Origin of the sequence: Paenibacillus sonchi, assembly GCF_016772475.1 — a bacterium.
Classification (GTDB): Bacteria; Bacillota; Bacilli; order Paenibacillales; family Paenibacillaceae; genus Paenibacillus_AQ; species Paenibacillus_AQ sonchi.
The window spans coordinates 5,582,703-5,594,951 of sequence record NZ_CP068595.1; the positions used below are offsets into that span (position 1 = coordinate 5,582,703).

Here is a 12,249-nt window from a genome sequence, read left to right on the forward strand (position 1 = left end):
TTCGATTGTCTATACGGATGTTCATCCGTACAATTCTCAGACTATTATTTTGATGTATGGTATGTTAGTATGTTACTCATGTAGCATACTGTAATGGACAAATATTTAACTGTCAACATGCAATCGTGCGTTCCTATAAGGCGAACGCTTTAAAAGGTATGAAAAATCGTAACAATTGACATTCTTTTTACCATCCCTTATGGTATGTTGGATGAGTAACATACTAATAGGACGAATGGTGAAGCCATGACCATCACTTTCGAAGATAATTTACCGATTTTCCAACAAGTCGCTCATATCATCGAGGATGATATTCTGAACGGCACCTTCCGCGTGGACGAGCAGATCCTGTCCGTGGCCCAGTTTTCCCAACTGTTTCAGATCAATCCGGCAACTGTGGTTAAAGGGATCGGCTTGCTCGTCAATGATGAAATTTTGTACAAAAAAAGAGGACTGGGTATGTTTGTTGCTGCCGATGCCAAAAAAAAGATTCAGCTTAAGCGAAGAGATCGTTTTTATAAGGAGCTGTTGTTCGATCTGCTGAACGAGGCTGACAAGCTCGGACTGACAACCGAAGAAATCATTGACATGATCAAACAGTTGAGAAAGGACTGAAATCCGTGAGTATAGCTTTGGCTTGCGGCAACTTAACCAAATCCTACGGCCCTACCCTTGCATTGCGGAATTTGGATTTGCAGTTTGAAGAAAATGTGATATACGGCTTGCTAGGACGAAATGGCGCCGGAAAAACCACTTTACTAAACACCATTGCGGGCGGAATTGCGGCGGATTCCGGTACGATTGAAGTTAGCGGAAAGAAGCTAGGCAGAGGGGAACCGCCGAAGGATTTTTGTTATGTCCGCGATCAATATCGGCACTTCGGGAGTGCGCGGGTGATGGAGACTTTGCAGATTGCCGCGTCTTTCCATCCCCGATGGGATTGGACCTACGCCCGCGAGCTGCTCAACCTTTTTCTAATCGATCCGGACAAAAAGATTCGCCAACTTTCAAGCGGCACCCGGTCGCTTATCGGCAATATTATCGGTCTTGCCAGCCGGGCGCAGCTCACCTTATACGATGAGCCGGTTCTGGGGCTGGATGTTTTGATGAGGGAACGCTTCTACAAGACGGTGCTTGAGGATTACGCCAACCATCCGCGCACAATTCTGCTGTCTACGCATTTGATTGACGAAATTGCACCGGTTGCCGAAAAAATCTTCATCCTTGAATCAGGCTCTCTCCTGCTTCAGGATGATATGGAGCAAATACGGATGTCCGCTTATCTCGTTCGGGGAAATTCGGAGACTGTGTTTTCATTTATGGCAGGTAAGCGCGTTTTATATCATGAGGCCTATGGAAGGGGTACGCTTGCAGCTATTTATGAAAAACTGGATGAAAGAGACATGCGGCAAGCCCGCGAGCAGAACATTTCGATCGAAACATTGAGTCTTCAAAAGTTATTCCTGTATTTGATCGAAGGAGGGCTTTGAATTGGGTACTTTGACCGTTCACTTAGTGGCAACTTACAGACAACTCAAAATGTATATCTGGTTCGTCCTGATGATCATCGTGCTTGGCAGAACTGCTGAACTTATCGTTACAACACTTACAGACAGCAGAGGAGTATCCCGTCTTTCGGAGACCAACATGCTCATTCTGCTATTGCCGCTAATGGCCATCGCGCTGCCGCTTAGTTATTTCAAACGGATCGTTCATCTGGGTGCTAGCCGAAAGCAATATTTCCAAGGTTTGCATGCAGTATTTGCCGTCTGGGCTGCAGCCGTTGCTTTGATAAATTCCCTGTGGATCATGCTGCAAATCCATGTTTTTCACAACTATGCCAGTGCCGTTGACTTAGTCGATGCCTTTCATTGGAATGACTTTGGTTTTGCAGGCTCATTCCTCTATCAGACAGCCTTTTACCTGATGTCCATGGCACTTCTGAGCACGCTGGTATCAGGGTTTTCCAACCCTGTAGGCTGGCTGTTATCCGCGTTGATTCTCACGGCCATCCCGGTCGGAACGGCAATTCCTTCGCTGAGGATTCTTATCGCCTCTTTTTTTAAAATTCTGCTGTTGAATGATTCACTTCTGTTAGGCGTCGGATTCAACCTCTTGCTTTATCTTCTATTTGCGGCAGGCGGATGGCTTTTCACAAGGGTGAGGGTTCATTGATAAATGATTACACCGGATTTTTTGGTATAAAATAGAAAAAACGCACTGGGTGCAATTAAGGCCAACAGATCATTGCATTTCTCCCCCCATGCGTTACTATCTTTATATCGACAAATTTGCAGGTCTATATAAGGAGGTTCACACGCCCATGTGTCCCCGTACCAAAGAGCAGAATGAGCTCATACGCATTAAGCGCAGAGAACAGATCCTGGACGTGGCTGCGCGCTCCTATTTTCGCACTGGCGGCAGCTTTGATATTCGCGACGTTGCCCGCGAGGCAGGACTTGGTTACGGCACGGTATACCATTATTACCCCAACCGGCATTTATTAATAGAAGATGTGTTGGACAGCGGTTTCGAGCAGTGCGAGCAAGTTAGCGCAGAATGGGTGGACATCAGCAGCAGCTCCCCGGATGACAGGCAGCTGTTGATGTATTGCAAAGCCCTGCTCCGGCTGTGGCAGTCAGATGCCCGCGCATATCTCGTCTATAAAATGGCGGCTGAACATTATGCAGGCTTGCCTGAGAAGGAGCGGCATCACGCCAAGATCCGATTTATGGAACGGCTGTACGTTCCACTTCAACTGATCGCCCGGTGCGAAGACGACAGTGTCGACCATATGCTTGCCGTGCTGGTAGGTTGCTGTGGGCTGTACTACTATGCGGGCAATTCCGGCCTGGATATCGATCGAATCGCCCGACTCGCTATGCAAGCTATTACGAAGGAGTACGAACATGATCATATTAAAGAGCAAGCATGAAATTGAGGCTATCCGTAAGGCATGCCAAGTGGTGGCTGAATGCCATCGTACAATCGCCCCGCTTATCAAACCGGGTATTACAACTAATGAGATTGAACGCATATTCGAGGACATTATGTTGAAGCACGGCGCAAAGCCATACCAGAGGGGGTACAAGGGATATCAATATGCGACCTGTGCCTCCGTCAATGATGTGATCGCACATGGTTTCCCCAGCAATAAGCCACTTGAGGAAGGCGATATCGTGACGATCGACACGGTCGCGGAACTCGATGGGTGGCTCGGCGATTCGGCCTGGAGCTATGCGGTCGGGGAGATTTCGCCGATGGCCAAGAAGCTGATCCGCGTCACGAAGGAATGCCTTGACCTCGGCATCGCGCAGGCGCAGCCCGGCAATCGGCTCGGCGACGTGACGAGTGCGATTCAGCAGCATGCAGAATCGCATGGCTTCGGCGTCGTGCGCGACCTTCTCGCCCATGGCATCGGCCGCGACCTGCACGAGGAGCCGACTTATATGCATGTCGGCAAGCCCGGCAAAGGCCCACGCATCAAGGAAGGAATGGTGTTCACGATTGAGCCCATGATCACCGAAGGTACCTACTACATGACAGTTGATCCGGACGGCTGGACTGCGCGGACGCTGGACCGTAAGCTCGCCGCCCAATACGAGCATACGATCGCCATCACGGCTGAAGGTCCACAGATTCTGACTGCGCAATAGAATATTAGAGGCACCCATTAGTGTCACCAATGAGCCAAATAAGCCTGCCGGAGCGGCAGGCTTATTTCCTTCATTATAGCTCTAATGTTCAATTGATCTTACTACCTTGAAGAATAGTTAATAATCATGGCTTCTTGCGTACCTTCATCGTAAGCGATCCACAACTCATCTCCAACCTCTACACCATATACTGGCTCAATTGTCTGTTTAATGTGGTAGATAACTCCGTCCTTTTCTGCGGTAATATTGGCTAGCGGCCGTTCTCCCTTTGTTCCCTCAAAATGAACAGTGAGCACTTTAGCCGCTCCCTGCTTACCTTGAAGTAACCGGGTTTCCTTCTGTAAATCGTCCATTTCCATGGTGACTGGAATAACTGTACCCACATTTACGGACAGGTTTTCTGGCACAAAGAGACTATTGGCTTTACGGATTCGGTCCGCTCCTCTGGAAATCATGACTTCCAGGAGCATGAGCTGCTTATTTTCAATGATTATCGGCATTTTCTGCATGCGGATTATTTCACCCTGCAGAGAAAGTTGGTCCGATGCCTTAACTGTTCCCTCATTGCCATACCTGAAGATTCTCGCCATTCCCTGAATCAAAATAAGGTTCGCCCGTTCACCAGAACGATATTCAAATCCGAATGGTTGAACGACCGGTATCGGATAATCGCGTCCCTCGGCTGTGAAGTGAAGCTGAAGGGCTTGTCCCCGGTTCACTTTTCCATAACGTTCGATACGGGTTAGGACCGCATCAATAAATACCGGTTTCGACTCCTGCGCCGCATGTTTAAGATCCTCTTCAGTGATGAACACAGCCTTGTGTTTCTTTCGGTTATAACTGATCGTTACTGTATCACCAATTTGAATAGGATTCAGATAAGAGATAACCTGCTTGATCTCCACCTCTTTCATTTGACCTTCATCCTCGAACTGAACAATAAACCGGACCTGCGGCTGTTCATTCACATAGAGACCCGATTCCTGCATATCAATAATCCGGGCCTGAATAAGCTGGCCAGCTCTCATTTTTTTCATCCTTGATCTCACTAACATGCGAGGGGCGATTGCGAGGCCTCAGGAATGAGACTAGATTGATAAAGACCCAGACCGCCCAGTTAATAATGATCGCTCCACCTTGCTTTGCATAATTCCAGAAGCTTTGCATCGAGACCTTGGTTTCATTTTTTGTAACCATCCATCCTTCGACCTGATCGTTGGGAAGAACCTTAGCCTTTTGGATGTTCATATCAACATAACCTGCCGCAAGGTCTCCACCGCGATAGTAAAGGATGTCACTGCCCAATTGCTTGTGGAATTCAGTCTCGCTATTTTCCAAATTTTCGTAGTTCAGCTGCTCCAAAAGAACGGTGGCATCTTGAAATTTTCCGGATTTCTCATTGAATACATATCCAATAACAGTTCCATTTAATTCATCTTTTGCAGTAGATCCGGCGATCAGGAGTTCCTCGTCATTCAACAAGAATACACGGGCTTGATAAACCGGCTTTGGCGTAGGAACCGCAGTTCCCCATTGTTTCTCGTTCGCGTTATAAAATGATGCTTCTTCAGGGTAGTTCCCATTTTCGCGTACCAGCTTGGCGTTATTGAAACCGAAGGCTTTGGCGAACTGAGCGCCAGCCCGCTCCTGTGCAGCAAATGTCCCTTCATCCTTCTTCTCGAGCAGCACCGATAAATCACCTTTTTTGTCTAGTATCCCGCTGACTAATGCAGTTCTATCGTCCTTTAGACTCACTGAAAACATTGGAACGGCCTGGTCGTTCTTAAAACTCCCATGCACTTCATCTACCCGAACAGGCCTGGCCGGAAGCAGACCCTTTTCGCCTAAATTCACTTTATCTAACTTTCCGTCCTTCACCTGAGCTACATACCATTCAGAACCTGGTGATTCCCCGGCTACAATGAGTCTGCCGCGCCAGGAATAAACATTTGAACTCCATGCGGATGGAATGTGCATCGTTCCCTGAGCCAACTCTTCAACCTCGCCTGTGGAGTGGAAGTAATTCAATTGCAGCCCTAAGGTATCGTCGTAGGTTGGGATGATGATTCCCTCCTGCTGATAAGCCGCTGGCCCTAGTCCGGCTTGGAAATTGGTATGTATAGTAGTCTTTTTAATTATGGTTTCCGTACCGGTATCAAAAAGATAAACATCGTATTGTTCACCAAACCGGTCATCGTTTGAAAAGCCAATCAACTTCTTCCCCCCATCCAGCATATAGGTGCGCTCCAGGGATGGTGAATAGTCATCAATATTTTCAATATATCTTTTGTAATCGTTCCACATGAAAAAGCTTAACAATATTACTGGAATCAAAAACACCAAATTGGCGAGAGATAGCGCCCGCTTTTTTTTCATTCTATTTCTCTCCCTTTAATTCATGTTGGTAGTATCGAACTATCCTCTCTATTTATTCCATTTTATAAATTTGGACAACAATAATCAATTGATAGAATACTTGTACTGATAAAATCAAAACCACCCGTCAAACGGGTGGTTTGCTCTGAGGCTATAAAGGCATGCTTTACGAACATAAATATCTCCCTAATCATATATTCTCTTTCTTTAATGCATCAATAATGTTTTCCTTTTTTACTTTCGCACCGGAATAAACAATCGCAGAACCGACAATGACAAATACGGCGACAATGACCGAAAGAATGCTCATCCAAGGGAGGGTGAACCCGTAGCTAAATTTGTTCGCAAATGCCCTATAGATCAGATACATCACGACGAAACTGACGGGGAGACCGAAGAGCAGCGACTTGACCCCATAAAAAATACTTTCATAGTTCATCATTTTCGCAAAGCCTTTTGGGGTCATGCCAACGGATTTCAGCATCGCAAATTCCCGTTTTCGAAGGGATATGCCCGTCGAGACCGTATTAAAAATGTTCGCAATGGAAATCGCTGAAATCAATACGATAAAACCATAAGAAAAGACAGACATCAATAGAATCTGTTGTTCTTCGCTTTTTCTGGATTGATATGAATTGGTGGCATTCAGATTGGTCTCATGCATCTCTTCGATTTCCTGCTGAGTTGTCATCGGTTCCGTACTTTTCAAATGGAGGTATGTCTGAACGCTAGCTATGTCCTCGTCGTCTGCCAATCGATTCATGACGCGCTCCGAAACGATGATATTTAACCCGCCTACTCCTATCGTGTTCATCCCCATAGGAGCTTGATCCGTCAAAGCGGCAACGGAAACTTTATTTATTTCCGCTTTTCTCCCATTATAGAAATTCATTAATTCGATGCTTTGGCCGACATTCGTATACATGGCCTTCGTCCGGACATATTTTCCCGTATCCATATCTTTGTAATGGATCGTATCCATCACGATCGCGGCGGGATGATCCGGATCCGTGAGCTGTTCGTAATCTGCGCCGACCGTTTTGGCATAGGCTTGCAGACCCGAATCGTTCAATGCATGGATCTTAATTTCGTAAGGATATTTTCCGTCTTGCAGTAAACTCTTATCCTTCTTAACCTTCTCTTGCAATTCATCGGCGATGAACGCTTCATCAACCCAAGCGTTCTTAGACAGCTCGTGAATCAGGTTGTATTCCTTTACGCCATCCAGGGAGACAATTGATTGTATCAACCGGTCGTCTATTCTTTTTCCATTGCTGTACGATACTTCAATATCGAAATTGACGCCTTCTTGCGACAGATCCAGGGATTGTTTCATGCCGGTAGTAAAAAACGATACCGTTAAAAACAAAACGATGCTGATGACGAGCGAAAATACGATGGCATGATATCTCCGTTTGTTCCTTTTTAAATTTTTCAGCCCGATTTCCGCTTCAATACCGAAGAGCTTGCGAATGAACCTCGACGTTTTTACAGCCTTGGCCGTAAGCTTTAAGTCGGTTGTTTGGCGAACCGCGTCCATGGCGGATACCTTGGATGCTCTGATCGCCGGGAGATACGCGGAAATGAAAATCGTCAACATCGAGACCACACAGATAATCAAGAGCGATAACGGCGTGACGATGAGCACCAGCTGTTCATTGGTCCATAATGCCTCTTGAATCTTGGCGTTCATGAACCAAAAGGTGATCCCAATCCCGGCAAGACCGCACAGGATGCCAATGGGAATGCCAATCAAGCCGATGACTACTCCTTCAAAAAGCACTGAATTCCTCTTCTGCCTTTTCGTAGCCCCCACGCTCGCGAGCATCCCTAAATGGCGGGAACGTTCCGAGACGGATATTGCAAAAGCATTATAGATGAGCGAAACCGAGCCGATCATAATGACCGCCATCAGAATCACCGCTAAGGAGTACATCATGCTGTACGAGGCTTTGCTTTTGGACAAGCCGTAGTAATGAAACAAATCGTTATTATATTGGACCGTCTCGATATGGTTCCTCTTAGCCAAATTTTCTGCATGAGCGAACAAGGACGGATTGACTTTCTGCAAGACCACCGCCGCATTGACCCGATCGTTTGCACCGATGATGTTTTCATCGATATAGCTAAGGACCGTATAACCCGGGGCCCAAGCTGTTTCCCATACGGGACGTTTGATGAAGCCCACCACCGTATAATCCCTTGACTTTAAATGCTGCAATGTTTCGGTCAATGTGCCGTCTTTCCTACGCAGTGTTTCCGTCTGATCCAGGGGATGATCGCCCCCTTGCTCGAATCGTTCACCTACACGAAGGGTTAGACGATCGCCGATTTCATATTTCACTTTGGCGTTCGTTGCAACGGCTTCAGATATAACGACTTCCTTGTCCGTTTGCGGAAGACGCCCCTTGCTTAATTCAATTGGAAATTGCGCGAAACCTTGTGTATTATATTCCTTGATGAACAAGTACGGTTTATTGAGATTCTGTCCCCCTTCTAACAGGGCATAGCCAAGATCTTTTGTGATCGCAACGGTTTTGGTTACGTCATCGCTCTGTATCGCCGCGAGCTGTTCTTTGGTTACATCTTGATATTGGACATGCCACTCCCCTGAATCCGCAATGACTTGCCTGATCATTAAATCGGAAAAGGAAAAAACAAGCGTAGCGACAGCAGTCACCATGGCAACCGAAATGATGACGCCGATGATGGTTAATAGCGTTCGTTTTTTATTTTGCTTCAGATGCCGGATGGTTAGTGTATTGACAATGTTCATCGCCGGATCACCTCGTCTTTGGCAATCCTCCCGTCTTCAATCGAAATGATCCTGTCGGCTTGCAAGGCGATTCGTTCGTCATGCGTAATCACGATCAGCGTCTGATGATAGGTTTTATTCAACATTTTTAATAAGTCGATGATCTCGCTGCTATTCTTGCTGTCCAGATTCCCGGTTGGTTCATCTGCCAGCATGATCGCAGGATTGCCGATAAGCGCTCTGCCAATTGAGACCCGCTGCTGCTGTCCGCCGGATAACTGATTGGGCAGGTGGTTTAACCGATGCTGCAAATGGAGCGTATGCACAAGGCCATCCAACTGCTTTTTATTTACCTTTTGGTTATCCAGCAAGAGCGGCAGCGTAATATTCTCCTCCACCGTCAGGACGGGAAGCAGATTGAAAAACTGGTAGATCAGGCCGATTTGCCTGCGTCTGAAGATGGCCAGCTGCGTTTCATTTAAGGCATACATGTCCGTATCCTCAACAAAAACTTTACCCCCAGACGGCCGGTCCACGCCGCCCAGCATATGGAGAAGCGTCGATTTCCCCGAACCGGACGGGCCGATAATCGCAATGAATTCGCCTTTTTGAACCGAAAAAGAAACCTCGTCGAGCGCCTTCACCGCCGATTCGCCTGTGCCGTATATTTTAGATAAATGTTCGATTCTTAAAATTTCCATGGTCATAACTCCTTGCCCTGATGCTCAGTTCCAGAAATATTTCATCTCTCTAAGTCCAACATCCCACATGGCTACATTTCCCTCAATGGTTATCGTAAGCTCATTTGCCTGTTGGAGAAAAATTTCAGACATATACGACTCATGGCGTAGATAATCTGCAGCTGCGGACAGGAACTCATGTCCATCGACGGCAACCCTGATGCTGCCATGGAAATCCTTTTGATCGGGAATTCCATAATTCAAGGAGAAATACATCTCCTCCTTATTGTCTAACTTATATTTGTACGTTTTCTTATTTTTGCCTTCGGTGCTAAACACATTATATTGGGGTTCTACGTCTTGACCGCCAATTTTGAGACGGTATCGTTTGGTCCCCGCTGAAGGATTTCCGGTGCTGTCTTTCAATTCGTTTATCGCCACAAAGGGGCCTTTTTCTTTGGTGAGTGCTTTGTCAACCAGCCCGAAGCCTCCCCAAACCCCGATCATAAGGACAACAACAGAAATGCCAGTAGCAGCAATGTTTCGCCATATATTTTTTGAACGAAAGCCTATTTTGTACGCCCCGAATCCGACCGCTGCACCCAATGAGTTCTGAATAACGTCATTCATATCAAAGCTGCCGAGCAAAGTTAATGCCTGAAGGGTCTCCAGTACAAGTATGGAAAGGATAAACAATGTCATGAATCGAATAAAGCTGGTCCGGTATAACAACGGAATCAATATGCCAAAAGGGATGAAAGCTGCGATGTTCCCAAAACCCACAAGATCCATCACTGTAGGGTGTAGAAGATCCGATAGGCCCGGCAGCCTAAAAAAATCGTCCGGTAAAAAAATAAAGGTGTATTCGGTATTGTACTCTACAGTACCTGCTCTGCCGAAAGCGAGAAACATATAATAAAGAATAAAAAGGGTATAGAATAGGGTAATGGTAAAAATAATCTTCCGCTGTTGCTTCAAATGCATTGTCATACCTCCATAGTTTAGCTGATGAATATCATTTTATCTGTCTAAAATGACTTTCAAGTGACGATGGAGGTGACAATTCAGTCACTTTCGGAGTGCCGCTAAATCACTTGCTTATAAAATTTAATCACGAACTGCGTCCCCTTCCCGCTCTCGCTCGTCACATCGATCACTCCATTCTGGCTGGCAATGATGCTGTGAGCCATCGCAAGTCCTATGCCGATGCTCCCTTCGCCGGCGTTTTTTCCTTTATAAAAACGTTTGAAAATATAAGGCAAATCTTCTTTCGGAATGCCTTTTCCGTTGTCAGCAATGACGATTTCCGTAAATAACGTGTTTTCGGAAAAGGTGATGGTGATTGCTCCGCCTTCATGCGTGTGTTCCACGCCGTTTTTCAAAATATTGATGACCGCTTCGACAGTCCAATTGAAATCGCCGGCAAAAGAAATGTCGTCATCGCCCGCGATGGAAACCGTTTGTCCCTTAATATCCATCGGAATCATAACCGGCTCTAATGCCTTCTGGATAAGGTTTTTCACGGGGATTCGATCTTTTTTGAATTGGATGGTCTTCGCGTCCATTTTCGATAGTTTTAATAAGGAAGAAACAAGCCAATCGATGCGTTCAAGCTGAATGCGGATATGATGGGTGAACTCCGTTCTTTTGGCAGGAGGCAGGTCAGGGGAGCTTAACAAATCCGCCATAACCTTCATGGAGGTGAGCGGCGTTTTGAGCTGATGCGATATATCGGATATGGCATCTGTCAGTTGAAGTTTGTCCCGGTGCAATAACGACCTGTGCTCCGATAACATGAGCGTCACTTTGTAAATATCATTTTTTAGAATGCTAAGCTCGCCTTCCTGATTATCACGGACGTCAAGGGAATCATTGCCGTTGCTAATTTCCCGCAGATAGACGGACAGCTTCTCTAGCTCGCGGTATCTCCATCTCATGAATAATAAACTGCTGCCAATAAGCAGAATGGACAGAATGGTAACGAACACCGCCGCGATAGACGAAATGAAAGCAGCCGCAACGATCGACGTTAAGCTAATCGAGCCCATGATGAGCAATAAAATCTGAATTTCCCGGTTACGCAGCATCTAATCACCGGCCTTATAGCCTAAACCGCGTATCGTTTTGATCAAAACCGGATGCCCTGGATCATCCTCCAGCTTTTCCCTGAGCCTTTTGATATAAACCGTTAACGTATTGTCGTTCACGAAGTCTCCGGCCACGTCCCAGATTTGCTCCAAAAGCTGATTCCTTGTGAGAACCTGTCCAATGTGGCTGCCAAAGATCAGCAATAAGCGATACTCTAATGCGGTCAACGAAATTTCGGCGCCGTTTTTATGCACTTTGCCTTCCAGCGTATGGATTCGGACATTGCCGATGTCTATGATCGCTATGGTGTAGGGCGGCTTCTGGTATCTCCGCAATACGGTCTTGATCCGGGAGAGCAGCTCACGAACCCGAAAAGGCTTTGTAATATAATCGTCGGCTCCCATGTCAAGCCCCATCACGACATTGACCTCATCGTCGATTACCGTTAAGAAGATGACCGGAATGTCCCGCCGCTCTTTCACCATCTTACACAATTCATAGCCGCTTCCGTCCGGAAGCTGTAAATCGAACAAGCATAAAGCGAACTGATCGATGTCTTCGGCGAGCACCTTTTTCGCTGAGGCCACATCATGGCAGAGAACGGTTGGAAAACCGTCTTGCTGCAGCGAATATTCGAGACCCGATGCGATCGTCTTATCATCTTCGACTAATAAAATTTTCATATGCAGATCAT

At 46.4% G+C, this 12,249-nt stretch carries 12 protein-coding genes; 5 read left to right on the forward strand and 7 right to left on the reverse strand.

Features of this window, described 5'->3' with window-relative positions; genetic code table 11:
• Positions 1-246 precede the first annotated feature (246 nt).
• The 5 genes from JI735_RS24890 to map all read left to right on the forward strand — a co-directional run bounded on the left by JI735_RS24890 (position 247) and on the right by map (position 3,656).
• Entirely contained in the window at positions 247-615 is a 369-nt protein-coding gene (locus tag JI735_RS24890) for a GntR family transcriptional regulator (RefSeq protein ID WP_039836970.1), read from the forward strand.
• A 5-nt stretch (positions 616-620) separates the two neighbouring features.
• On the forward strand, positions 621-1,490 hold the full coding sequence (locus JI735_RS24895; RefSeq protein WP_039836969.1) for an ATP-binding cassette domain-containing protein: 870 nt from the start codon (positions 621-623) through the stop codon (positions 1,488-1,490).
• Between the two features lies 1 nt (position 1,491).
• Positions 1,492-2,175 carry a hypothetical protein gene (locus JI735_RS24900; protein WP_039836968.1) on the forward strand — a complete coding sequence of 228 codons (684 nt, stop codon included), beginning with the start codon at positions 1,492-1,494 and terminating at the stop codon, positions 2,173-2,175.
• A gap of 88 nt (positions 2,176-2,263) precedes the next feature.
• The gene (locus JI735_RS24905) at positions 2,264-2,935 is read left to right on the forward strand and encodes a TetR/AcrR family transcriptional regulator (RefSeq protein ID WP_233476049.1); all 672 of its coding nucleotides are present in this window, start codon (positions 2,264-2,266) and stop codon (positions 2,933-2,935) included.
• A complete protein-coding gene (gene map / locus JI735_RS24910) occupies positions 2,910-3,656 on the forward strand; it encodes a type I methionyl aminopeptidase (RefSeq protein WP_039836966.1) in 747 nt (248 codons plus the stop codon). The genes JI735_RS24905 and map overlap by 26 nt, the downstream gene beginning before the upstream one ends.
• A gap of 101 nt (positions 3,657-3,757) precedes the next feature.
• Here map and JI735_RS24915 read toward each other — a convergent pair whose 3' ends face one another.
• From JI735_RS24915 to JI735_RS24945, 7 genes are all read right to left on the reverse strand, one after another.
• A complete protein-coding gene (locus JI735_RS24915) occupies positions 3,758-4,624 on the reverse strand; it encodes a hypothetical protein (RefSeq protein WP_233476050.1) in 867 nt (288 codons plus the stop codon).
• Between the two features lie 22 nt (positions 4,625-4,646).
• A complete protein-coding gene (locus tag JI735_RS24920; RefSeq protein WP_202676546.1) occupies positions 4,647-6,032 on the reverse strand; it encodes a hypothetical protein in 1,386 nt (461 codons plus the stop codon).
• A 190-nt stretch (positions 6,033-6,222) separates the two neighbouring features.
• The gene (locus JI735_RS24925; RefSeq protein WP_039836964.1) at positions 6,223-8,808 is read right to left on the reverse strand and encodes an ABC transporter permease; all 2,586 of its coding nucleotides are present in this window, start codon (positions 8,806-8,808) and stop codon (positions 6,223-6,225) included.
• Positions 8,805-9,488, reverse strand: a complete 684-nt coding sequence (locus JI735_RS24930) for an ABC transporter ATP-binding protein (RefSeq protein WP_039836963.1) — start codon at positions 9,486-9,488, stop codon at positions 8,805-8,807. Before JI735_RS24930 ends, JI735_RS24925 begins: the two co-directional genes overlap by 4 nt.
• A 24-nt stretch (positions 9,489-9,512) precedes the next feature.
• On the reverse strand, positions 9,513-10,451 hold the full coding sequence (locus JI735_RS24935; RefSeq protein WP_039836962.1) for a VanZ family protein: 939 nt from the start codon (positions 10,449-10,451) through the stop codon (positions 9,513-9,515).
• Between the two features lie 101 nt (positions 10,452-10,552).
• Positions 10,553-11,404 carry a sensor histidine kinase gene (locus tag JI735_RS24940; protein ID WP_233476051.1) on the reverse strand — a complete coding sequence of 284 codons (852 nt, stop codon included), beginning with the start codon at positions 11,402-11,404 and terminating at the stop codon, positions 10,553-10,555.
• A gap of 150 nt (positions 11,405-11,554) precedes the next feature.
• Positions 11,555-12,238, reverse strand: a complete 684-nt coding sequence (locus JI735_RS24945) for a response regulator transcription factor (protein ID WP_039836960.1) — start codon at positions 12,236-12,238, stop codon at positions 11,555-11,557.
• Positions 12,239-12,249 lie beyond the last annotated feature (11 nt).

Excerpts from the sequence above, each read along its gene's own strand:
- JI735_RS24890 (WP_039836970.1), top strand. The coding sequence starts at position 247 with ATGACCATCACTTTCGAAGATAATTTACCGATTTTCCAACAAGTCGCT.
- JI735_RS24905 (WP_233476049.1), top strand. The coding sequence starts at position 2,264 with ATGCGTTACTATCTTTATATCGACAAATTTGCAGGTCTATATAAGGAG.
- map (WP_039836966.1), top strand. The coding sequence starts at position 2,910 with ATGATCATATTAAAGAGCAAGCATGAAATTGAGGCTATCCGTAAGGCA.
- JI735_RS24920 (WP_202676546.1), bottom strand. The coding sequence starts at position 6,032 with ATGAAAAAAAAGCGGGCGCTATCTCTCGCCAATTTGGTGTTTTTGATT.
- JI735_RS24925 (WP_039836964.1), bottom strand. The coding sequence starts at position 8,808 with ATGAACATTGTCAATACACTAACCATCCGGCATCTGAAGCAAAATAAA.
- JI735_RS24930 (WP_039836963.1), bottom strand. The coding sequence starts at position 9,488 with ATGGAAATTTTAAGAATCGAACATTTATCTAAAATATACGGCACAGGC.
- JI735_RS24935 (WP_039836962.1), bottom strand. The coding sequence starts at position 10,451 with ATGCATTTGAAGCAACAGCGGAAGATTATTTTTACCATTACCCTATTC.
- JI735_RS24940 (WP_233476051.1), bottom strand. The coding sequence starts at position 11,404 with ATGAGATGGAGATACCGCGAGCTAGAGAAGCTGTCCGTCTATCTGCGG.
- JI735_RS24945 (WP_039836960.1), bottom strand. The coding sequence starts at position 12,238 with ATGAAAATTTTATTAGTCGAAGATGATAAGACGATCGCATCGGGTCTC.